Here is a 20,451-nt window from a genome sequence, read left to right as displayed (position 1 = left end):
GGTGAAAGTCCGGGCAAAACCTGGGCGAAGCTCTCAGGCATCGATGACAGAGGGGGAGGATCCTGGCATCCGATCCTGCCCTGAGGTGCGACTCATGTCCCGACCGACACCGTTGCGAGACGTCCACGAGAGTCTCGGCGCGACCCTGACCGACTTCGCCGGCTGGCTCATGCCGCTGCGCTACGGCAGCGAGTCCACCGAGCACAACGCCGTCCGGCAGGCGGCCGGGCTGTTCGACCTGTCGCACATGGGCGAGATCTTCGTGACCGGCCCGCAGGCCGCGGAGGCGCTCGACTACGCGCTGGTGGGGCAGTTGTCGGCACTGGCGATCGGCCGGGCCCGCTACACCATGATCGTCAACGAGCGGGGCGGGGTGATCGACGACCTCATCGTCTACCGGCTCGGCGACGAGGAGTTCATGGTGGTGGCCAACGCCTCCAACTACGAGAAGGTCGCGGACGAGCTGGAGGGCCGCGCCAAGTCGTACGAGGCCGTGGTCGAGGACCGTTCGGAGCAGTACGCGCTGATCGCCGTGCAGGGGCCGCGCGCCCAGGAGATCCTCGCCACGCTCACCGACGCCGACCTCGCCGGGCTCAAGTACTACGCGGGCCTGCCCGGCCTGGTCGACGGGCGGCAGGCGCTGATCGCCCGCACCGGCTACACCGGCGAGGACGGCTTCGAGCTGTTCGTGGCCAACCAGGACGCGGTGCCGCTCTGGCACGCCGTGACGAGGGCGGGCGAGCCGTACGGGCTGCGTCCGGCGGGTCTGTCCAGCCGCGACACGCTCCGGCTCGAAGCCGGGATGCCGCTCTACGGCAACGAGCTGGGAGCCGAGCTGACCCCGTTCGACGCGGGGCTGGGCAGAGTGGTGAAATTCGACAAGCCGGGCGACTTCGTCGGCAGGTCGGCGCTGGAGGCGGTCAAGGACACCCCGCCCCGGCGCAGGCTCGTCGGCCTGGTCGCGCGTGGCCGCCGGGTGCCCCGTCACGGGTACCCGGTCACCAAGGACGGTGCCGTCGTCGGCGAGGTCACCAGTGGGGCCCCCTCCCAGACCCTGGGCAAGCCCATCGCGCTGGCGTACGTGGACACGGAGGCCGAAGAAGGTCTGGCCGTCGACATCCGGGGCAGCCATGAACCAGTGGACCTGGTGGAGCTGCCCTTCTACAGGAGGAACAAGTGAGCAACATCCCTGACGAGCTGAGCTACACCAAGGAGCACGAGTGGGTGGCCGGGCTGGACGACGGCATCACGGTGACGGTCGGCATCACCGCGTTCGCCGCGGAGGCCCTTGGTGACGTCGTCTACGTGCAGCTCCCGGAGGCGGGCACCGGCGTCGCGGCCGGTGACTCGGTCGGCGAGGTGGAGTCGACCAAGTCCGTGAGCGAGATCTACTCCCCCGTCGGGGGCGAGATCGTCGAGGTCAACCAGGCCCTCGTGGACGATCCGTCGCTGGCCAACAGCGACCCCTACGGCGAGGGCTGGATGTTCCGGGTGCGCGTGGAAGGCGCCCCCGAGGACCTTCTCTCCGCCGAGGAATACTCGGCGCTCACATCGGGCGAATCCTGACCGTCCGCCGGGGCCCTGCCGGGCCCCGGCCCTGCTGAAGGGCGCATCAATGGCGATCAGCGTCTTCGACCTCTTCAAGATCGGCATCGGGCCGTCGAGCTCCCACACGGGCGGGCCGATGGCCGCCGCGCACCGGTTCGCCCGCGGCCTGCACGACGACGGCCTCCTGCCGCGCACCGCCCGCGTCGACGCCATCCTGTACGGCTCGCTCGGCCTGACCGGCAAGGGCCACGGCAGCGACAAGGCCGTCCTGCTGGGCCTGTCGGGCGAGAAGCCCGAGCTGGTGGACGTCGACGGCATCGACGCGCGGCTCGCGGAGATGCACGCCTCCGGCACGGTCACGCTGTACGGCACCCGGGAGATCCCGTTCGTGGTCGGCGAGAACCTGGTCTTCGAGCGGAAGATCTCGCTGCCCGAGCACCCCAACGGCATGCGCTTCACCGCCTACGCCGACTCCGGTGAGCCGCTGCGCGAGAAGGTCTACTTCTCCGTCGGCGGCGGCTTCGTCGTGGACGAGAACGCCACCGGCGCCGACCGGATCAAGCCGGACGACACCGTGCTGCCCTACCCGTTCACCACCGGGGAGGAGCTGCTCAAGCACTGTTCCAACACCGGCCTGTCGATCTCCGCCCTGATGCTGGAGAACGAGAAGGCGTTCGGCCGCACCGAGGAGGAGATCCGCGCCGGAATCCTGCGGCTGTGGCAGGTCATGTCCGAGTGCGTGAAGCGCGGCATCGCCAAGGAGGGCGTGCTGCCGGGCGGTCTCAAGGTCAAGCGGCGCGCCAACCAGCTGCACCGCCGCCTGCAGACCGAGACGTCGGAGACCGACCCGCTGCGCGCCCTCGACTGGGTGTCGCTGTTCGCCCTGGCCGTCAACGAGGAGAACGCCGCCGGTGGCCGCGTCGTCACCGCCCCCACCAACGGCGCCGCCGGCATCATCCCGGCCGTGCTGACCTACTACTCCCGCTTCGTCCCTTCGGCCGATGACGAAGGCGTGGTCCGCTTCCTCCTCACGGCGGCGGCGATCGGCGTCCTGTTCAAGGAGAACGCCTCCATCTCGGGGGCCGAGGTCGGCTGTCAGGGTGAGGTCGGATCCGCCTGCTCGATGGCCTCCGCCGGCCTGACGGAGGTGCTCGGCGGCACGCCCGAACAGGTGGAGAACGCCGCCGAGATCGGCATCGAGCACAACCTCGGCCTGACCTGCGACCCCATCGGCGGCCTCGTCCAGATCCCGTGCATCGAGCGCAACGCGGTCGCCTCCATCAAGGCCATCACCGCGGCCCGCATCGCCCTGCGCGGCGACGGCCGCCACTTCGTCGCCCTCGACAAGGCCATCAAGACCATGCGCGACACCGGGCGCGACATGCTCGACAAGTACAAGGAGACGTCCCGCGGCGGCCTCGCCGTCAACGTCATCGAGTGCTGACGGCCCGGTCACCGGCCTGAGGAGTCTCGCCGGCCGTCAGGGCAGGGCCGGCACGGCCGGCGGGGAGTCGGTCCATCCGGACTCGACCAGCTTGCTGGTCTTGACCACGAGCGCCGGCTTCGTGTACGTGACCGTCTCGTCCTGTGACAGCAGCGCCATCCTGCCGGTGTCCACGATCAGCCTCGTCTTGACCGGGACCGTGCCCTTCCCGCCCGGCATGTCGATCAGGAGGGCCGTGCCGGATCTGCCTAGCTTGTCCTTGGCGTTGCCCTCGGCGCGTACGCCGGGCATCGTCAGCAGCCCGTGGTAGGCCGCGGCGCGGACCTCCTTCGGAGCGGGAAGGTCGTACAGGATCTCAAGCAGGTTCCACCTGAGCCAGCCGCCGTCAACGAGGATCTCGCGGCCGACCCGGCCCGCCTCCTCGATCCAGGCCTTCAGGCGGTGCGGATCGGCGGGCAGTCGCTGGACCTCGTCGTAGGTCAGCCACTGCCCCGCGAACAGGAACGAGTTCTGCTGTGGCACAGGGCCCACGTGGCCCTTGGAGGGCTGGATGGACAACTTCACGGTCTTGCCGTCGATCGATTCGCTCCACTTGGAGGGGGAGCCGTCGCGCTGCCATGCCTTCTTGTCCGCCGCGCTCTTCGGCACCGACCCCAGCTCCCGGTATCCGAACCACGACCTGCCGTCGGGCGCGCTCCACCTCTCCGTGATCTCCTGCTGGAGCAGCGAGTAGGGATCCGACCTGGTGCCGAACCGCCAATGGTCGGTGGTCGTCGTCAGCATCCTGGTGTGCCAGTAGGCGCCCTCCGGGGGAGCGACCGCGGCGGCCGCCGGCGCGCCCAAGACGGTGGCGCCCACGGCCAGGACGACGCCGAGAGTGATCAGCCGCCGGGCCTGTGTGCTCGCGAACTTCATACGTTTCCTCCATACATGCGAAGTCACGACTGTCCATACGCCTGGCTCCCCTCGAACGGTTGCCCGCGAGGTGTTCTTCGCGAGCGGGCAACGGTTGTCAACGCCGGGGCGTATTAGGAGACGTGAAATTGGACAGACAGCCGTGAGCGACGTTGAACATGACTTCGGCGCTTTCGTGGCCGCACGTGCCACGAGCCTGCTGCGGGTCGCCTATCTCGCCTGTGGCGACAAGACGGAGGCCGAGGACCTGCTGCAGACGGCGCTGGAGCGTACCTACCGGAACTTGCACCGGGTCCGCCCCGAAAGCCTTGAGCCCTATGTGCGCCGCGTCATCGTCAACGCCGCCATCAGCCGCGCCCGCCGCCGGGCGATCCTCAGCGTCATCCCGATGCGCAACCCGCCGGAGACGTCGGCCCGCGCGAGCGACGCCGACCTGCGTCATGTGCTCATGGAGGCGCTGCGCGCCCTGCCGCCCCGGCAGCGCGCGGTGATCGTCCTGCGGTACTGGGAGGACCTCAGCGAGACGCAGACCGCCGAAGTGCTCGGATGCGCGGTCGGCACGGTCAAGAGCCAGGCATCGAAGGCCATGGCCAAGCTCCGTTCGGCGCTCGGCCGGGAAACGGTGGAAGGAGTGATCAGGAATGCCCACGCTTGATGAGGAGATCCGCCGGCTCATGGCGGACGAGACCGCGAGCCTGCACGCCGCGCCCGACCTGCTGGAGCGGGTGATGCGCTCCTCCCGGAACAAGAGAAGAAGGGCCTGGGCCGCGGCGGTGGCCGCGGCCGTGGCTGTCGTCGCCGCCACGCCCGTCGCCTATCTGACCGCCGGTTCGGTGGCCACGACCGGCGATCAGGCCACGGTCTCCGCGGCGCCGGAACCACCCCCCATCGACGACACCCCGCCCGTGCCATCCGACCCGCCGAACCTCGGAGACCTGGGCGACGGGAAAGAGTTCGGGCACGTCAAGGTGGGATACCTGCCCGAGCGGCTGCGCTGGTCCCATTGGTCGGTGGACTTCGGCGACAGGTACTCGACCTCGTACGACTACAAGGGAGACAAGCGTGGCTTCTACTGCGTCCAGATCTTCATGTACGAGGAGGCGGCCGTCCAGGAGATCGGCGACCGGATCCAGGGGTACCGCGACGAGGGGGACGGCGAGGAGGTGACCATCGGCGACCGGACCGGCTACCTGGTCGTGCAGGGCGTGGGCGAGGACGGCATGAAGGGCACCCCGACGATCTTCCTCAAAATGGGCGACAGCCAGTGGGCCGAGATCATGTTCAGCCCCACGTACGCGAAGGAGTTCTCCGGCGCTGGCGCCGTCAACGCCGAACTGAAGAAGATCGCGGAGGGACTCACCTCCACTCTCTGACCCCGGCGGCCGGGGGACCCATCGGCGCCCTTGTCGTGAACGCCTTCCGGCCCAGCGGTGATGGGAGGGTGCGACTGTGGCCGAATGACACGCACAGCGCCCGCTGCTAGAAACCTAGAGAACCTTACAGACCTCAAGGTTGTCGCCTAGTCTTGGCGCATGGAAAACATCCCGCTCCAGGAGGCGCGCGAGAAGCTCGGCGTGCTCGTCGCACAGGTGCACCACGCCCACCGCCCGGTGACCATCACCCGCCACGGCAAACCGGAGGCGGTGCTGGTGTCCGCCGATGACTATGCCAGGACAAAGGAGAAACTGCGCGAATTCCAAGATGAGGCCGATCGCCGGTATATCCGCGACCGAGAAGCGCGCCTGGCGGCAGGCGAAGACCTCGGCATGATCACCATCTCCGCCAGCTCACGCGAGGAGCTGGAAGCCAAGCTCAACGAGGCGCTGGGGCTGACCTAGTGACGCTCAGGAATGTCAGGTGGGAGCCACCGACCGAGCAGTACGCGAGCCGGCTTCCACCTCGCCTGAGGAGACTCGTCAACACCCTTCTCGCCGAACTCGCCACGGGGCCGATCCCGCCCAAGGACACCCTGCCCGATGTCGATGTGCCGAACGCCTATGCGATCCATACCTCCGAGCTAATCATGAAGTTCACCATCTACGACGACGAGGTCCGTATCTGGATTCTGAAGGTCAACTGCTGAGTCAGCGGCGGACGTGGAGGCGGACGAGGGTGCCGAGGTCGTCGTCGCGCACCTCGCGGCGGATGCGGCCCACGATCTCCCGGTCGAGCTTGCCGACCATGGCCCCCGCGTCGGCGGAGGCCGGGCAGGTGACCGAGATGCGCAGGCGCGAGCCGTTGCCCATGACGCGCACCGCCGCCCGGGTGAGCCCCTCGATGTCCTTGAGCCCGACGCAGAGCATGGCCGTCCCGGTGCCGGAGCGGGTGCCGAGACGGCCCCAGCCCAGGCAGACCAGCAGCCAGCGGAGCGTGACGAGGGCGAGCAGGATCAGGCCGAGCGCGGCCAGCCACAGCGCCCACGGCTGGTCGGCGATCGACTGGGCGGTGCGCTCCGGCAGCACCTTGGCCCGCGACGCCAGGCCCGGTAGCCGGTCCTGGCCGCGCATCCAGGCATAACCGCCGATGGCCAGCATCAGTGTCCCCACCACGGCGAGGCCGATCCGGTTGCCCGTGTACTGCCGCATCAGATCCCCCTCCTGCGCAGCCGCACCACGACCTCACCCGTCGTGAGGGTGCCCACGCCGGCCAGGCGGTCGCCCACGGCGGTCGCGACCTGCCGGAGCATCGAGCCGGGGCTCTCCGGGCCGGTCATCACGGTGACCTCGATCGTCCGCCTGCGCAGCCGTACCCTCGCCTTGCGGACGCCTTCGACCTGCTGGGCGACGGTGCGGAGGGTGCGGCGCAGGCCCGAGCGGGTGATGCCGATGACGATGTTGGGGTCGGAGGTCTCGACCGGCACCAGCTTGCAGCGGCCGGGCACGGCCGCGAGAAGCAGCAGCGTCAGGCCCGCGGCCGCGAGGCCGAGGGCGACGAGCGACAGGTCGCGCCACGATGATCGGCCGGCCTGTTCGATCAGCCGGTCCACCGGCAGCCAGCCGAGTGGGCGGCCCATCAGGGCGGCCACGACCTCGGCGGCGCTGAGCCCCAGCGCCGCGGTGAGCGCGAGGGCCACCGTGGCCCCCGCCGGGGTGCGCGCGGGTCTGAGCACCCGGCGCGATCTGCGCAGCGGGCTCTCCTGTGCGGCGACGGCGGCGCCGGGCAGTATCTGCTGGAGCGTGGTCATCACACCGATCAGGGGTACACGGAACGGGCATCGAACCGACCATGCCCTCGCCGCCCGTTTGCGGGATCATTACCGGCCAGGCAGGTAACGTGAATCTCCCTCATATTCTTTTGCCCGGTATGCCATTACGCTCCTGGTATGAACGATCGCCAGCGATACGACCGAGCCACCGCGGCACTCGACCCGCCGTTCGCGATCCTCGATCTCGCGGCCATGCGCGCCAACGCGGCCGAGATGGCACGTCGAGCGGGCGGCAAACCGATCAGGGTGGCCACCAAGTCGATCCGTTCGCGGCCGGTGCTGCGACAGATCCTCGACATGGACGGCTTCCGCGGGCTGATGGCGTTCACCCTGCCGGAGGCGCTCTGGCTGGTGGCCGAGGGGTTCACCGACGTCCTGGTGGCCTACCCGACCGCTGACCGGCGGGCGCTCACGGCGCTGGCCGGCGACGCGCGGGCGGCCAGGGAGATCACACTGACCGTGGACTCGGCCGAGCACCTCGACTACCTCGACGACGTGCTGGAGGACGTGCGCCCGCGCCACGAGCTCCGGATCTCCATGGACATCGACGCCGGATATGTCGCCCTCGGCGGCAGGTTCCGGGCGGGCGCGCTCCGCTCCACCATCCGCGAGCCCGAGCAGGCCGCCGACCTGGCCGCCGACATCGCCAAGCGTTCCGGCTACCGTCTGGTCGGCCTGATGGCCTACGAAGCCCAGATCGCCGGCGTGGGCGACGACCCGCCGGGTAACGCGATGTACGCCCGGGCGATCAGGTTCATGCAGGGCCGCTCCGCCCGCGACCTCATCCTGCGCCGCGGCCGCATCGTCAACGCCGTCCGCCAGATCTGCGACCTCGAGTTCGTCAACGGCGGCGGCACCGGCTCCATCGAACGGACCGTGCGTGAGAAGGCAGTCACCGAGGTCGCGGCCGGTTCGGGGTTCTTCCACCCGCGCCTGTTCGACTTCTACCGCGGCTTCACCGGCCGCCCGGCCGCGCTCTTCGCCCTCCCGGTCGTCCGCCGCCCCTCCCCCGACACGGTCACGGTGCTCGGCGGCGGCTACCTCGCCTCCGGTCCTGCCGGCCGGAGCCGCCTCCCCCAGCCGTATCTCCCGGCGGGGCTGCGGTATTCGGCGGACGAGGGCGCGGGTGAGGTGCAGACGCCCCTGATCGGCCAGGCGGCGCAGGACCTGCGGGTGGGCGACCGGACGTGGTTCAGGCACGCCAAGGCGGGCGAGCTGTGCGAGCGGTTCGCCACCCTCCACCTCGTCGAGGGTGACGCGATCGTCGGCACGGCGCCCACCTACCGGGGCGAGGGCAGGACGTTCCTCTGAAGGCTGCCTCTCCGCGGGCTCTCCGAGAGGCTTCAGCGGCGACGGCGGCGGCGCCAGAGCACGATCGCGGCGCCGATCACCAGCACCGCGCCCACGGCGATGAGCACCGGGGCCGGGTTGGGCGGCTCTTCCTCCCACAACCGGTCGGGGTCGTCGCCGAACTCCACCGGCCGCGACGCCACCCCCAGCGCGTCGCCCACCGAGGAGACGAGGTGTCCCGCCCGCGTCTTGACATCGGCGACCGTGCGTTCGGCCACGCGCTTGGGGCTCACCCGGTCGGCGATGGCGTCGACCGTGTGCGCCAGCTCCGCGCGTGTCCGCGCGATCCGCCGCTCCAGCTCATCGGGATCGGTGTCAACCATGACTCTCCTCTCGACCGCGCTCATGCCCGCTCCGCGTGCCGAACGAGTCGCGTCCGCTCCGGTCGTGATCAGTCTGTCAGGTCAGCACGCCGTACGGCACGGCGGGCAGGCCGGTAGGTTTTGCCACAAGAACTCAGGAGGGCCTTATGACCGAAACCAAGCTCGTGCCCGGCGACGCCGCGCCCGAGTTCACGCTACCCACAGCCGACGGAAAGTCCGTCACCCTGGAAGACCTCCGCGGCAAGCGGGTGATCCTCTATTTCTACCCCGCCGCGATGACACCCGGCTGCACCAAGCAGGCGTGCGATTTCCGCGACAGCCTCGGCCAGTTGACCGCCGAGGGTTTCGCGGTGCTCGGCGTGTCGAAGGACAAGCCGGAGAAGCTCGCCAAGTTCGCCGAACGTGACGCGCTGACATTCCCCCTGCTGTCGGATCCCGGCCTCGACCTTCACAAGAGCTACGGCGCCTACGGCACCAAGAAGCTCTACGGCAAGGAGATCGTGGGCGTGATCCGCTCCACCTTCGTCATCGACGCCGACGGCAAGATCGAGCAGGCCCTCTACAACGTGAAGGCCACCGGTCACGTGGCGAGTCTGAAGAAGAAGCTCGGCCTCGCCTGACGCCTCTCGCGCGGGCCCTTTTCCACGGGCCCGCCACGCAGGTCGTCGACATGCCACGGTTTTCGCCAGGCAATAACGGTCAAACCGAAAGAATCCACAGAAAGAGACGGCGAATAAACAGAACCATCCACGAAACCGTCAGTGCCCATTTCTAGACTCGGACAATGTCAGCCTATGAGAAATACACCCCGGAGCTCCTCGCAGGGGCTGCGGTGAGCTCGCAGCGTAGCCGACGTGCTGCGCCAGCTTGGCATCAAGTGGACCGGCGGGAGTCACGCCCACCTCAGTCGGCGCCTCAAACACTTCGGCATCGACACCGCACACTTCGTTGGGCAGGCTCACGGCAACGGCAAGAGCTCACCGGCCCAACGGCCTCACCAGCAGATTCCGGCCCTGCGTGCACCACGGTCGACACGAGAGAAGGGCCGCCGCGCTTCGCCGGGCGTTGCAGGACGCCGGGGTTCCGTACACGTGCGCAGGCTGTAAGATTGACGGCACGTGGCAGGGAAAGCCGCTAACGCTCCATGTCGACCACATGAACGAAAACCGGCTCGACAACCGCCTGGAGAATTCGCGTTTCCTCTGCCCCGAACCGCCATTCCCAGACCGGAAATTCCGCCGGCAGGGGAAAGGCCAAGAAGGGGTCGTAGCCCAATGGCAGAGGCGCAGTCTTTAGGTGGCTGTTAGTGTGGGTTCGAATCCCACCGGCCCTACAATTCAATGTTCAGACCAGGTTGGCCGGCTGCTCGCCCTTGGCGTAATGCGCGATCTGGGTGGCCGCGACCTGCCAGGCGCGCTCGTCCGACTCCTCCACGTCACCCGCCACGTGCGGCGTGATGAGCACTCCCGGCACGTGCCACAGCGGGTGGCCGGCGGGCAGGGGTTCGGGATCCGTGACGTCGAGGATGGCGCGCAGGCGGCCTGACCGGGTCTCGGCCAGCAGGGCCGGCGTGTCGACGATCGGGCCGCGGGCGGCGTTCACCAGGATGGCGCCGTCCTTCATCGCGGCCAGGAACACCTCGTCGACCAGGTGGTGGGTGGCGTCGGTGAGGGGCAGCATGAGGACGACCGCGTCCTGGCCCGGCAGGAGCGCCGGCACGTCGTCCACGGCGCGCACCCCGGCGCGGGCGCGCCGGGCGACCATGGTGACGTGGGCGCCGAAGGGTTCGAGGCGGACACGGAGATTCGTGCCCAGGTCGCCGGCCCCGAGGATCAGCACCCGCTTGCCGTCCAGGGTCTCGGTGCTCCTCTCCCTCCAGCGGGCCTCGGCCTGGTCCGCGGCGAACGCCGGCAGGTCGCGGTAGACCGCCAGGAGGCTCGCGGCCACCCACTCCGCCACGGGCGGGCCGTAAGCGCCTCGCGCGCTGGAGAGGGCCACGTGATCCGGCAGCCGGCCGGTCCACTGGTCGGTGCCCGCGCTCAGGGTCTGGACCAGGCCGAGCGCCGGGAGCCCGGCGATCAGCTCCAGCACCCGGTCCACGGGGCGGGAGGGGACGACGATCACCCTCGCCTCGGCCGCGCCGGCCGGCAACGGCTCCATCACGTCGTAGAGCAGCGGCGCGACGCCCTGCGTTTCGGACAGGATCTCGACACCACGCCGCTCGGGCACCAGGGTGACCACGTCGCCGGTCGTCTCCGCCATGTTCGTCCCTCGGGTCGCCGGCAGTCGATGTCCCAGTCATTCCCCGGGCCGCGCCCGGAAACCCGCCGACGCCCGCGCGCCGGGAGGTCCGCCTAACCCGTGCGCGTCGGCACCGGGGTCGCGGGGATGGCCGGCGGCATCATCGTCATCGTCGGCACCGGATAGGGGTACGGGTCGCCGTAGCGGCAGTTCATCCCGCCGGGGACAGGCCGGCACTCCTGGAAGCCGGGGCCTCCGCGCCGGTCCCAGCCCGGGTGCTGCCAGTGGACGTGACGGTCTTGCCGGGCGGTGATGCCGCTGATCACGGCCACGGCTCCGCCGCCCAGGATCCCGCCCACGATCAACCCGATCAGCCCGGCACCGATGATCTGCGCCGGCTTCTGCCGTACGAAGTCACGAAACCCGCTCGACGGCCGCGGTCCCCACCCGGGCATCCCATGCCCGAACCCCGGACCGGCAGGACCCGCCCCCGGAGCGGTGGGACCCGTACCTGGACCGGCAGGACCCGCGCCCGGAGGGATGGAACCCGTACCCGGAGCCGTAGGACCCGTACCTGGACCGGCAGGACCCGCGCCCGGGGCGGCAGGACCCGTGTCCGAAACGGTGGGGTGCGCGTCCGGGGTGTCCGATGGAGGGACGGAGGTAGGGTCGCGCGGCACTTCCTCTTCGCCGCGCGACCCACCAGCGCGATCATGATCCGCCATCACGATCTCCCTTTACTCACCCGAAGCGGGTTCTCCCAAGGACAAGATTGCCGGAAACACCGTAAGCCGCGCGTAAGACCTGGGTCGTAGGCGAACTTCCCCCTCAAGGCGGACCAAGTCCCGGCAATGGCTACATATCGTGAGGATGTGTTCGGCAGGGTACGCGCGTGGTCGACGCGCCACGTCAGGCTGATGGACGCCCTCCGGGTGGCGCCCCTGGCCGTGCTGACTGTGCTGACCATATGGTCGTCCACGTCGCCCGGCCGCGTCGGCTACCTGCTCCTTTCGGCGGCGCTGCTGGCGCCGCTGTTCTGGCAGCGCAGGCACCCACCGGCGGTCTTCGCGGCCGTGTCGCTGGTCAGTTTCGGGCAGTGGCTGGCAGGGGTCGATCCGCTGCCCGCCAACCTCGCGGTGCTGGTGGCGCTCTGGTCGGTGACCTACTCGTGCTCGTTCCCGTGGACCCTGGCGGCGGCCCTGGTGTCCGAACTCGGGGTGTTCCTGGTGCTCGTGCACTGGGACACGATCTCGTTCAGCATGTTCTTCAGCGGCTCCATCTTCGTCGTGACCGTCTGGCTCACCGGTCTGTACGCCAGCACGCGCAGGCGCTATCTGGAGGGCCTGGAGGAGCGCGCCGAACGGGCCGAGCACGAGCGCGACCAGCAGGCCAGGATGGCCGCGGCGGCCGAGCGCACCAGGATCGCCAGGGAGCTGCACGATGTCGTGGCGCACAACGTCAGCGTGATGGTCGTCCAGGCCGACGGCGCCGGCTACGCCATCGACGGCGACCCCGAGGAGGCGCGGCTGGCCGTGCGGAACATCTCCAAGACCGGCCGCGAGGCGCTCGCGGAGATGCGCAGGCTGGTCGGCGTGCTGCGCCAGGACGACGCGGACGCCACCGACTACACACCGCAGCCGGGCCTGGCCCAGTTGGAGGAGCTGGTGAGCGGCGCGGGCGTGCCCGCGCGGTTGCGGATCGGCGCCGTGCCGGGCGAGCTGCCGGAGGGGCCGCAGCTCACGGTCTACCGCATCGTGCAGGAGGCGCTGACGAACACGCTCAAGCACGGCGGACCCGGTGCCCGCGCGGTGGTCGAGCTCGGCTGTGCCGGGGCGGAGCTGGTCGTGCGGGTGACCGACGACGGCAGGGGCGCGGCGGCGCCACGCAGCCCCGACGGGCACGGGCTGGTCGGGATGCGCGAGAGGGTGGGCATGTACGGCGGGACGGTGTCGGCGGAGCCCCGGCCGGGTGGCGGGTTCGAGGTGCTGGCCCGGCTGCCGGTGCCGATGACGAGGGCCGCCTCGTGATCCGGGTGATGCTCGTCGACGACCAGGAGCTGCTGCGGGCGGGGTTCCGGATGGTGCTGGGCGCGCAGCCGGACATCGAGGTGGTGGCCGAGGCGCGCGACGGCGCCGAGGCGCTGGAGGTGCTGCGCGGCGTCGAGGTGGACGTGGTGCTCATGGACGTGCGCATGCCCGGGATGGACGGCGTCGAGGCGACCAGGCACATCGACGGCCCCAAGGTGCTCATTCTGACCACGTTCGACCTGGACGAGTACGCGTTCGCCGCGGTGAAGGCGGGGGCGTCGGGCTTCCTGCTGAAGGACGTGCCGCCGGGCGACCTGGTGACCGCGATCAGGACCGTGCACAACGGCGACTCGGTGGTGGCGCCGAGCACGCTGCGGCGGCTACTGGGCAGGTTCGCCGCCGTCCTGCCGGGCGAGGAGCCGGGCGACGTGGCGGAGCTGACGCCCCGCGAGCGCGAGGTGCTGCTGATGGTGGGGCGCGGGCTGTCCAACCTGGAGATCGCCGCCCGGCTGGAGGTGGCCGAGGCGACGGTCAAGACGCATCTCGGCCGGGTGCTGGCCAAGCTGGGCCTGAGGGACCGGGCCCAGGCCGTGGTCTACGTGTACGAAACCGGGCTGATCGTGCCCTCCCCTCGGCCGAAAGGCTGACCCGGGTCATCGCACGGCCTACACGAAGTCCCTCCTCAGGGCCCACGAATGCCGGATGTCTCGCCCATAGCGTGGTTCGCGTTCCCGGATGAAGCCCAGTTCCGGATGAAGCCCGAAGGAGTGAACGTGACCCTCACCGAGACCCGGCGCCAAGCCCCTCCCGCCGTGGTGGCCCGCGCCCTGACCAAGACCTACGGCCAGGGCGACGCCCGGGTCCACGCCCTGCGCGGGGTGGACGTGTCGTTCGCGACGGGCGCGTTCACCGCGATCATGGGTCCGTCGGGCTCGGGCAAGTCCACGCTGATGCACTGCCTGGCCGGGCTCGACACGGCCACCTCCGGCACCGTGCACGTCGGTGACGTGGAGCTGACCGGGCTGAGCGACAAGCGGCTGACGCTGCTGCGCCGGGAGCGGATCGGGTTCGTCTTCCAGGCGTTCAACCTGTTGCCGACGCTGACCGCCGAGCAGAACATCCGGCTGCCGCTGGAGATCGCCGCCCGGCAGGCGGACCAGGTGCTGTTCGACCGGGTCATCGAGACGGTCGGGCTGGCGGACCGGCTCGGCCACCGGCCCGCCGAGCTGTCCGGGGGGCAGCAACAGCGCGTGGCCGTGGCCAGGGCGCTCATCAGCAAGCCTCAGGTGATCTTCGCCGACGAGCCGACCGGCAACCTCGACTCGCGCAGCGGCGCGGAGGTGCTGTCGTTCCTGCGCGCGTCGGTGCGGGAGCTGGGGCAGACCATCGTCATGGTGACGCACGACCCGGTGGCGGCCGCGTACGCGGACCGGGTGGTGTTCCTGCGCGATGGCGAGCTGGTCACCGAGCTCGCCGCGCCCACGCCGCAGTCGGTGCTCGACACGCTGATGAAGCTGGAGGGCTGACGTGCTGAGAACGGCTCTGGCCGGGCTGCGCGCGCACCGGCTCAGACTGCTGCTCACCTCGCTGGCGATCACGCTAGGCGTGGGCTTCATCGCGGGCACGTTCGTGCTCACCGACACCGTCCAGGCGGGGTTCTCTCAGCGGGTCACGGCCGAAGCGGACAAGGTCGGCGTCGCCGTCCTGCCCGAGGCCGCCGACTCCCCGCTGCCCGTTCGGCTGCTGGTGCGGGTGCGCGCCGTGCCGGGCGTGCTCGACGCGCAGGGCCTGGTACGCGGGAAGGCGCCGCTGCTGGGCAAGGACGGCAGGGCGGTGGGCGACGTGGCCACGACGGCCATCTCGATCGTCCCCGGCCCGCTGAACCGCGCCACGATCGTGAGCGGCGCCGGACCGGGATCCGACGACCAGGCGGCGGTGCTCGACAAGAACACCGCCAAAGCCCACGGCTTCCAGGTCGGCGACACGATCACCGTGCTCGGCCCCGACCGGAGGGAGCACCGGTTCAGGCTGGTCGGCCTGCTCGATCCCGGCATCGACCAGGAGCTCGCCTACACCGGCGCGCTCGGCTTCACCACGGCCACGGCGCAGCGGATGACCGGTGAGAAGGGCTTCCACGAGATCGACGTCGCCGGGGCCGACCCGGCACGGCTCAAGGAGGCCGTCACCGAGGCGGCGGGGCCGGGCGTCGTGGTCCAGACCGGCGAGGAGCTGGCCGCCGACCTGGCTCGGCGGGCGGGGGTGGAGATGAAGGCGCTGAGCGTGGGGCTGCTGATGTTCGGCCTGGTGGCGATGCTGGTCGCCGCGCTGGTCATCTACAACACGTTCAACATCCTCGTCGCGCAGCGCGCCAGGGAGATGGCGCTGCTGCGCTGCATCGGCGCCACGCGCGGGCAGGTGTTCGGCTCGATCCTGATCGAGTCGGTGGTGGTCGGGCTGGTCTCGGCCGTGCTCGGCCTGCTCGCCGGCTACGGACTGGGCACGGTCACGCTGAGGGTCCTGGACGCCGTCGAGGCGCCGCTGCCGACCGACGCGACCGCGACGCTGTCGCCGACGACGATCGCGACCGGGCTGGCCATCGGCCTGGTGGTCACCGTGGGCGCGGCGCTGCTGCCCGCGCGGACGGCCACGCGGGTCGCGCCGATCGCGGCGCTGCGCACGCAGCCCGAGCAGCGGACGTTCCGCGCCGGCCTGCTCCGGGTGCTCTCCGCCGCGCTCTTCCTCCTCGCCGGTCTGGGCACGGCCGCCGTCGGGGCGCTGGTCATGACGCCCGGCGAGCAGGTCTCCCTCGTCGTCGTCATGGGCGGGGGCGTGCTGACCTTCCTCGGGGTGCTGATCCTCGGGCCGGTGCTGGTCAAGCCGCTCAGCGGCCTGGTGGGCTGGATTCCCGGCAAGCTGTTCGGCGTGCCGGGACGGCTGGCCGTGGACAACGCGGGCCGCAACCCCAAGCGGGCCGCGACCACGACGGTGGCGCTGACCATCGGGGTGACGCTGATGACGCTGATCTCGGTGATCACCGCCTCCACCCGGGTGACGGTGGCCGCCAAGCTCGACGACCAGTTCCCCATCGACTACCTGCTGGTCACACAGGAACGTGACGCGAGCATCCCCCGGTCGGTGGGCGCGGCCCTGCGGGGCAGTCCGGAGCTGGCGTCGGTGGTGCAGATCCGCGACGCCGCGGCCGAGGTGGGCGGCAACCGCGTCGAGGTCGGCACGTTCAGCGGGCCCATCACACCGGACGTCACGGCCGGTGCGATGCGCGATCTCGGTGCCGGTCAGGTCGCGGTCGCCGGCCCGATGGCCGAGCGCCTCGGCGTGCGGATCGGCGACACCGTGGCCGTGCGGACGAAGGCGGCCGGCACGGTCTCGCTGGCGGTGGTGGCCCTCCTCGGCGGCGACTCTCCGCTGCCGGCTCTCACGGTGGCCGAACCGGAGTTCGAGCGTTACTTCGGGGCGGTGCCCGACTCGCGGGTGCTCATCAACGCCGGCGACGGCGTACCGGCGGAACGGGCGCGCGCGGTGGTGGACGCGGCCGTCGCCGAACACCCGACGATCAAGGTGTCGAGCTCGACCGAGGTGCGGGGGCAGTTCGACGAGACTCTGGATATGCTGTTGATGATCATCACTGGGTTGCTGGGCCTGGCGATCCTCATCTCGCTGCTCGGCATCGCCAACACGCTGTCCCTGTCCGTCCATGAGCGCACTCGGGAGTCGGCACTGCTGCGAGCCCTCGGGCTGACCAGGGCGCAGTTGCGGCGGATGCTCTCGGTGGAGGCGCTGGTGCTCGGGCTGATCGGCGCGCTGGTCGGGGTGGCGCTCGGCGGCGTGTTCGGCTGGGCTGCCATGCGGGCGATGCTGGACGGCGCTCTGTTCTCGGCGCCGCTGGGGCAGATCGCGCTGTTCGTGGTGTTGTCCGGGCTGGCGGGCGTGCTGGCCGCGGTGTTGCCGGCGCGTCGTGCGGCCCGGGCGTCGATCGTCGGGTCCCTGACTGCGGGTTGAACCGGATATTCTTGGTTATTTGGACATAAAGCCCGACAAATGGGCTAGAAGATGTGCGGGCCACGGCGAGTTGCATCCTCACGGCCCGCGCTCGCGGGGCCGGGCGTCCCATGGGGGCGGCGCTCGGCCCCACGCATGTCCGCCTAGCGGGGGGTGTGGCCGGGCCACAACTCGGCGACCGTCTCGGGGTCGAGGAGCGGGCGGATCACCATCTCACCGGTGAGCTTGTCGATCACGATGCAGCCGCTGCCGACCGTGCTCGGAAGTATGGTCGGATCGTCGGGATCGGGCTCACGCACCCACGCGACATAGCCCTCGTCGAACCCGTAGATCCCCACCGGCACCGGGTCCGTCAAAGGTCGCGCGCCGTTGAAGTACTCTTCCGCCAGCGCCCTGGCCTGGTCGTGGTTCATCGAGGCCGGCCCTGCCTGTCGACGACGACGCAGAAGACGCCGGTCACCGTGGTGTAGGGCGGTTCGACCGACATGTGCCCGCGCTGCGCGTCGATCCAGATCACCTCGCCACCGGCGTTGACCGCGTTCCACGCGTGCGAGCCGCCGCCTGGCCAGCGCACCACGATGACGGCCCCGGCACCGTGCCCGGCCTCGGCCAGCCGCCGCGCCACCATCGGATAGGCCCGCCGCCCCTGGCCGGAGTAGGTGAACCGCTGCCCGACCCACCGCTCGATCCGCGCCGTCCCGCCGCTCTCGCCGGCGACCAGCGGCCTGCCGATCCGGTCGTACTCCGGCAGCCTGGGCGCGGCGGCGACGGGCTCGCCGTGCCAGGTGGACAGCACGGACAGCGCGCAGTCGGCGGCGTTGGAGGCCCGGAACGGGTCGTCCGCCGGCCCGCCGCCGTTGATCAGCCTGACCCAGGTGCCCCGCGGATCGGGAAACCGCTCGCCCGTCGGCACCGCGACGACGAGGTCCTGCTCCACCTGCGGGTCCGGCTGCGCCAGCCCCCCAGGCACGCCGTACGGCCGGCACGCGGCGAGTGGCGGCGGCCGGTCCTGCCGGTCGAACCAGTCACCCCCCGCCACGACCGCCTCGGAGCCGGAGACCGGCGCCTCCTGCCCCTCTGGGACACGCAGGGCCACCTCACCCGGAGCCGCTTCGTCCGGGGTGAGCTTGATCGGGTCGTCCGGGGCCGACTCGGCGGCGCGCTCGTAGTCACGCCAGCGCAACCCGTCGCCGACCACGGGATCGTAGCGGCCCTCGGGAAGAACCCACCGGACGCTCGGGTTGCGGTCGCGGGACACGGCCTGCCTCCTGTCATGCTCGACGACCGATCGTAGGGCCGTAACGCCGGCCCGGGAGGGGCAGTCAGGAACTTTCCCGCCCCGAACTACCGGCCTTACCAGCACAAACGCGGAGAACCACGACACAGAACGACCTCATCCCGGCCTCAAGGATCCGCGGTCCCGCCGACATACCGCCGCCGCGCAGGATGGGAAACGCGAGAAGGCACTGTCGCCGGACAAGGACGGCAGCGGCGACGTGACGCCCTCGTCAGGCCACATCGACGCCGCCGGGTCGTGACAGCGGCCGGACCGGCCGTGCGGCGGCCACCGATTCCCGGCGGCGCGGCATCGGCCACGCCTCCGCACCCGGGGACGGCGGGGTCCGCGGTCAGGCGACCTTGACGGTGATGGTGTGCCAGCCGGTGGCGCCGTCCGGGGCAGGAGGGACCTGCCGCTCGGTCTGGGTACGGCCGGCGGCGTCGGTGGCGCGTACCTCGATCGTGTGCTTGCCGGCCGGGGCGTCCCAGTCGAGTGCCCACTGCCGCCACGTGTCGGGACCCGGCACCTGGGCGAGCCGGGCCTGCTGCCACGTGCCACGGTCGACCCGTACCTCCACGGCGTCGATCCCGGTGTGCTGCGCCCAGGCGACCCCGGCGATCGTGGTGCGACCGGGCTTCAGCGAGGCTCCGGCCCTGGGCAGGTCGATGCGGGACTCGGTCTTGATCGGCGCCTGGGCCGACCAGCCGCGCGGCGTCCAATAGGCCTCGTCCCTGTCGAAGCGGGTCACCTTGACGTCCACGACCCACTTGGTGGCCGAGACGTACCCGTACAGGCCGGGCACCACCTGGCGCACGGGGAAGCCGTGGTCGACCGGGAGGACCTCGCCGTTCATCGCGATGGCGAACAGCGCGTCGCGGCCGTCGGTCACCACGTCGACCGGGGTGCCGCAGGTGAAGCCGTCGTCGGAGGTGGACAGCAGCATGTCGGCCCCGGACTGGATCCCGGCCTCGCGCAGCAGGTCGGCCATCCGGACGCCGAGCCAGCGGGCGTTGCCCACGTACGGACCGCCGACCTCGTTGGACACGCACGCCAGCGTGACGTCGGCCTCGGTGAGCGGCCTCTTCAGCAGGTCGGCGTAGGTGAGCTCGATCGGGCGGTCGACCATGCCGTGGATGCGCAGTTTCCAGGTCGCGGGGTCGACCTGAGGGACGATGAGCGCGGTGTCGACCCTATAGAAGTCCCGATTTTTCGTGACAAACGGGGACAGGCCGTTGATGCCGAAGTCCACCCCTGCGGGCAGCGGCTTGGCGGGTGTGGCGGGTGCGGGCAGCGTCAGCGCGGTACGGGCGGTGTTCACCGCGCGCCGCCCCGACAGCTCCCGGCCCAGCACGGCGGCGGCCCCCGCGACCACCACCCCACCGGCCGCACCCGTCAGCAGGCGGCGCCGGTCGAAGGCGTGCAGGCCGGCCCCGGCCCGCATCACCGTCGGCCGCTCCGCACCGCCGCCCTCCGGCGACCCACCTCGCTCCCCCGGCGAGGAATCACCCAGGACTTCACCCTCAGACGAGCCGCTCCGCCCGGACGTGACGTCCCCCTCCGGCGAGGCGCCCCCCGAGCCACCGCCCTTTGCCGAGCCACCCCGCCCGGACGAGACGCCCCCGTCGTACGAGCCGGCCTGGCCGGACTGGATGGTGGCGCGTCGTAGCAGCCACGCGAGCGCCCAGCCGCCGACCAGGACCCCCGCCACGGTCGGCAACACGTCGAGCGGGCGGCTGCCGGGCCGGGTGAGCACGGCCAGCACGCCCACGACCCCGAACGCCGCCAGCCCCGCGTACCCGTAGGCGAGCCGGCGCCTGGCCAGAAGCCCGATCACGGCGGCGACGAGGGCGAGCACCACGAGCACACCGCCCACGAGGACGGTCTTGTCGTTCTCGCCGAAGGTCTCGATCGCGAAGTCCTTCACGGGCGGCGGCGTCAGGTCGACCACCACATCGCCCACGGCCACGACCGGGAACGTCGCGGGCCCCACGACCCCCGCGACCAACTGGGCCACCCCGAGGGCCACGCCCCCCGCGACCAGTCCCGCGAGCGCGCCGGCCCAGGCGGGCACCACGTCATTCCTCTGCACGTGTCCGACGCTA

The 20,451-nt window shown here is 70.9% G+C and carries 22 protein-coding genes and 1 tRNA gene; 14 read left to right on the top strand and 9 right to left on the bottom strand.

The genetic code is table 11. The features are described 5' to 3' along the window. The first annotated feature begins 94 nt into the window (after positions 1 to 94). The 3 genes from gcvT to AB0C16_RS15370 are packed head-to-tail and all read left to right on the top strand — an operon-like array spanning position 95 to position 2,992. On the top strand, positions 95 to 1,180 hold the full coding sequence (gene gcvT / locus AB0C16_RS15380; protein WP_357682923.1) for a glycine cleavage system aminomethyltransferase GcvT: 1,086 nt from the start codon (positions 95 to 97) through the stop codon (positions 1,178 to 1,180). Continuing rightward, positions 1,177 to 1,566, top strand: a complete 390-nt coding sequence (gcvH, locus tag AB0C16_RS15375) for a glycine cleavage system protein GcvH (RefSeq protein WP_357682921.1) — start codon at positions 1,177 to 1,179, stop codon at positions 1,564 to 1,566. Before gcvT ends, gcvH begins: the two co-directional genes overlap by 4 nt. 49 nt (positions 1,567 to 1,615) lie before the next feature. Further along, positions 1,616 to 2,992 (top strand): L-serine ammonia-lyase, encoded by a 1,377-nt coding sequence (locus AB0C16_RS15370; RefSeq protein ID WP_357682919.1) that lies wholly within the window; start codon positions 1,616 to 1,618, stop codon positions 2,990 to 2,992. A 36-nt stretch (positions 2,993 to 3,028) separates the two neighbouring features. On the opposite strand, the gene AB0C16_RS15365 is transcribed toward AB0C16_RS15370, so the two are convergent. Then, on the bottom strand, positions 3,029 to 3,907 hold the full coding sequence (locus tag AB0C16_RS15365; protein ID WP_357682917.1) for a hypothetical protein: 879 nt from the start codon (positions 3,905 to 3,907) through the stop codon (positions 3,029 to 3,031). A gap of 142 nt (positions 3,908 to 4,049) precedes the next feature. On the opposite strand from AB0C16_RS15365, the gene AB0C16_RS15360 reads away from it, so the two are divergent. The 4 genes from AB0C16_RS15360 to AB0C16_RS15345 all read left to right on the top strand — a co-directional run bounded on the left by AB0C16_RS15360 (position 4,050) and on the right by AB0C16_RS15345 (position 5,990). Continuing rightward, positions 4,050 to 4,562, top strand: coding sequence for a SigE family RNA polymerase sigma factor (locus AB0C16_RS15360; protein ID WP_357682915.1), 513 nt, complete (start codon positions 4,050 to 4,052; stop codon positions 4,560 to 4,562). After that, on the top strand, positions 4,549 to 5,280 hold the full coding sequence (locus AB0C16_RS15355) for a hypothetical protein (RefSeq protein ID WP_357682913.1): 732 nt from the start codon (positions 4,549 to 4,551) through the stop codon (positions 5,278 to 5,280). Before AB0C16_RS15360 ends, AB0C16_RS15355 begins: the two co-directional genes overlap by 14 nt. Positions 5,281 to 5,439: 159 nt before the next feature. Next, the gene (locus AB0C16_RS15350; RefSeq protein ID WP_357682911.1) at positions 5,440 to 5,745 is read left to right on the top strand and encodes a type II toxin-antitoxin system Phd/YefM family antitoxin; all 306 of its coding nucleotides are present in this window, start codon (positions 5,440 to 5,442) and stop codon (positions 5,743 to 5,745) included. Beyond that, entirely contained in the window at positions 5,745 to 5,990 is a 246-nt protein-coding gene (locus AB0C16_RS15345) for a hypothetical protein (protein ID WP_357682909.1), read from the top strand. The genes AB0C16_RS15350 and AB0C16_RS15345 overlap by 1 nt, the downstream gene beginning before the upstream one ends. A 1-nt stretch (position 5,991) precedes the next feature. On the opposite strand, the gene AB0C16_RS15340 is transcribed toward AB0C16_RS15345, so the two are convergent. Together AB0C16_RS15340 and AB0C16_RS15335 are read right to left on the bottom strand one after the other, a co-directional pair. Further along, on the bottom strand, positions 5,992 to 6,492 hold the full coding sequence (locus tag AB0C16_RS15340; protein WP_357682907.1) for a hypothetical protein: 501 nt from the start codon (positions 6,490 to 6,492) through the stop codon (positions 5,992 to 5,994). Further along, positions 6,492 to 7,091, bottom strand: coding sequence for a DUF6286 domain-containing protein (locus AB0C16_RS15335; protein WP_357682906.1), 600 nt, complete (start codon positions 7,089 to 7,091; stop codon positions 6,492 to 6,494). Before AB0C16_RS15335 ends, AB0C16_RS15340 begins: the two co-directional genes overlap by 1 nt. 138 nt (positions 7,092 to 7,229) lie before the next feature. Between AB0C16_RS15335 and AB0C16_RS15330 the strand changes: the two genes are divergently transcribed. Further along, positions 7,230 to 8,423 carry an amino acid deaminase/aldolase gene (locus AB0C16_RS15330; protein ID WP_357682904.1) on the top strand — a complete coding sequence of 398 codons (1,194 nt, stop codon included), beginning with the start codon at positions 7,230 to 7,232 and terminating at the stop codon, positions 8,421 to 8,423. A 32-nt stretch (positions 8,424 to 8,455) separates the two neighbouring features. On the opposite strand, the gene AB0C16_RS15325 is transcribed toward AB0C16_RS15330, so the two are convergent. Beyond that, positions 8,456 to 8,785, bottom strand: a complete 330-nt coding sequence (locus AB0C16_RS15325) for a DUF3618 domain-containing protein (protein WP_357682902.1) — start codon at positions 8,783 to 8,785, stop codon at positions 8,456 to 8,458. A 146-nt stretch (positions 8,786 to 8,931) separates the two neighbouring features. Here AB0C16_RS15325 and bcp point away from each other — a divergent pair, with 146 nt between their 5' ends. Further along, positions 8,932 to 9,405, top strand: coding sequence for a thioredoxin-dependent thiol peroxidase (bcp, locus tag AB0C16_RS15320; protein WP_357682900.1), 474 nt, complete (start codon positions 8,932 to 8,934; stop codon positions 9,403 to 9,405). Positions 9,406 to 10,045: 640 nt separating this feature from the next. Further along, positions 10,046 to 10,118: transfer RNA gene (locus AB0C16_RS15315), tRNA-Leu, on the top strand. Between the two features lie 11 nt (positions 10,119 to 10,129). Here AB0C16_RS15315 and AB0C16_RS15310 read toward each other — a convergent pair. Together AB0C16_RS15310 and AB0C16_RS15305 are read right to left on the bottom strand one after the other, a co-directional pair. Then, the gene (locus AB0C16_RS15310) at positions 10,130 to 11,047 is read right to left on the bottom strand and encodes an NAD(P)-dependent oxidoreductase (protein ID WP_357682898.1); all 918 of its coding nucleotides are present in this window, start codon (positions 11,045 to 11,047) and stop codon (positions 10,130 to 10,132) included. A 92-nt stretch (positions 11,048 to 11,139) separates the two neighbouring features. Then, complete coding sequence (locus AB0C16_RS15305) at positions 11,140 to 11,481, bottom strand: hypothetical protein (RefSeq protein ID WP_357682896.1); 342 nt, start codon at positions 11,479 to 11,481, stop codon at positions 11,140 to 11,142. Between the two features lie 417 nt (positions 11,482 to 11,898). Here AB0C16_RS15305 and AB0C16_RS15300 point away from each other — a divergent pair, with 417 nt between their 5' ends. From AB0C16_RS15300 to AB0C16_RS15285, 4 genes are all read left to right on the top strand, one after another. Next, positions 11,899 to 13,053: a sensor histidine kinase gene (locus AB0C16_RS15300; RefSeq protein ID WP_357682894.1), complete on the top strand. Its 1,155-nt coding sequence runs from the start codon at positions 11,899 to 11,901 to the stop codon at positions 13,051 to 13,053. After that, positions 13,050 to 13,700, top strand: coding sequence for a response regulator transcription factor (locus AB0C16_RS15295; RefSeq protein ID WP_357682892.1), 651 nt, complete (start codon positions 13,050 to 13,052; stop codon positions 13,698 to 13,700). The genes AB0C16_RS15300 and AB0C16_RS15295 overlap by 4 nt, the downstream gene beginning before the upstream one ends. A 126-nt stretch (positions 13,701 to 13,826) precedes the next feature. After that, positions 13,827 to 14,579, top strand: a complete 753-nt coding sequence (locus AB0C16_RS15290; RefSeq protein ID WP_357682890.1) for an ABC transporter ATP-binding protein — start codon at positions 13,827 to 13,829, stop codon at positions 14,577 to 14,579. 1 nt (position 14,580) lies between these two features. After that, positions 14,581 to 17,070, top strand: a complete 2,490-nt coding sequence (locus AB0C16_RS15285; protein ID WP_357682888.1) for an FtsX-like permease family protein — start codon at positions 14,581 to 14,583, stop codon at positions 17,068 to 17,070. A 143-nt stretch (positions 17,071 to 17,213) separates the two neighbouring features. Here the strand turns inward: AB0C16_RS15285 and AB0C16_RS15280 are convergent, their stop codons facing one another. The 3 genes from AB0C16_RS15280 to AB0C16_RS15270 form a co-directional block, all read right to left on the bottom strand. Beyond that, on the bottom strand, positions 17,214 to 17,483 hold the full coding sequence (locus tag AB0C16_RS15280; protein ID WP_357682886.1) for a hypothetical protein: 270 nt from the start codon (positions 17,481 to 17,483) through the stop codon (positions 17,214 to 17,216). Continuing rightward, the gene (locus AB0C16_RS15275) at positions 17,480 to 18,328 is read right to left on the bottom strand and encodes a toxin glutamine deamidase domain-containing protein (RefSeq protein ID WP_357682884.1); all 849 of its coding nucleotides are present in this window, start codon (positions 18,326 to 18,328) and stop codon (positions 17,480 to 17,482) included. The genes AB0C16_RS15280 and AB0C16_RS15275 overlap by 4 nt, the downstream gene beginning before the upstream one ends. Before the next feature lie 370 nt (positions 18,329 to 18,698). Continuing rightward, the gene (locus AB0C16_RS15270) at positions 18,699 to 20,438 is read right to left on the bottom strand and encodes a molybdopterin-dependent oxidoreductase (protein WP_357682882.1); all 1,740 of its coding nucleotides are present in this window, start codon (positions 20,436 to 20,438) and stop codon (positions 18,699 to 18,701) included. Between the last annotated feature and the right edge of the window lie 13 nt (positions 20,439 to 20,451).

Source organism: Nonomuraea sp. NPDC048916 (assembly GCF_040649575.1).
GTDB lineage: Bacteria > Actinomycetota > Actinomycetes > Streptosporangiales > Streptosporangiaceae > Nonomuraea.
This window is presented reverse-complemented; position numbering and strand designations above follow the sequence as displayed.

What these genes read in the sequence shown, in the direction of transcription:
- gcvT (WP_357682923.1), top strand. Translation starts at nt 95, where the DNA reads ATGTCCCGACCGACACCGTTGCGAGACGTCCACGAGAGTCTCGGCGCG.
- AB0C16_RS15370 (WP_357682919.1), top strand. Translation starts at nt 1,616, where the DNA reads ATGGCGATCAGCGTCTTCGACCTCTTCAAGATCGGCATCGGGCCGTCG.
- AB0C16_RS15365 (WP_357682917.1), bottom strand. Translation starts at nt 3,907, where the DNA reads ATGAAGTTCGCGAGCACACAGGCCCGGCGGCTGATCACTCTCGGCGTC.
- AB0C16_RS15355 (WP_357682913.1), top strand. Translation starts at nt 4,549, where the DNA reads ATGCCCACGCTTGATGAGGAGATCCGCCGGCTCATGGCGGACGAGACC.
- AB0C16_RS15350 (WP_357682911.1), top strand. Translation starts at nt 5,440, where the DNA reads ATGGAAAACATCCCGCTCCAGGAGGCGCGCGAGAAGCTCGGCGTGCTC.
- AB0C16_RS15340 (WP_357682907.1), bottom strand. Translation starts at nt 6,492, where the DNA reads ATGCGGCAGTACACGGGCAACCGGATCGGCCTCGCCGTGGTGGGGACA.
- AB0C16_RS15335 (WP_357682906.1), bottom strand. Translation starts at nt 7,091, where the DNA reads ATGACCACGCTCCAGCAGATACTGCCCGGCGCCGCCGTCGCCGCACAG.
- AB0C16_RS15330 (WP_357682904.1), top strand. Translation starts at nt 7,230, where the DNA reads ATGAACGATCGCCAGCGATACGACCGAGCCACCGCGGCACTCGACCCG.
- AB0C16_RS15325 (WP_357682902.1), bottom strand. Translation starts at nt 8,785, where the DNA reads ATGGTTGACACCGATCCCGATGAGCTGGAGCGGCGGATCGCGCGGACA.
- bcp (WP_357682900.1), top strand. Translation starts at nt 8,932, where the DNA reads ATGACCGAAACCAAGCTCGTGCCCGGCGACGCCGCGCCCGAGTTCACG.
- AB0C16_RS15310 (WP_357682898.1), bottom strand. Translation starts at nt 11,047, where the DNA reads ATGGCGGAGACGACCGGCGACGTGGTCACCCTGGTGCCCGAGCGGCGT.
- AB0C16_RS15305 (WP_357682896.1), bottom strand. Translation starts at nt 11,481, where the DNA reads ATGCCCGGGTGGGGACCGCGGCCGTCGAGCGGGTTTCGTGACTTCGTA.
- AB0C16_RS15280 (WP_357682886.1), bottom strand. Translation starts at nt 17,483, where the DNA reads ATGAACCACGACCAGGCCAGGGCGCTGGCGGAAGAGTACTTCAACGGC.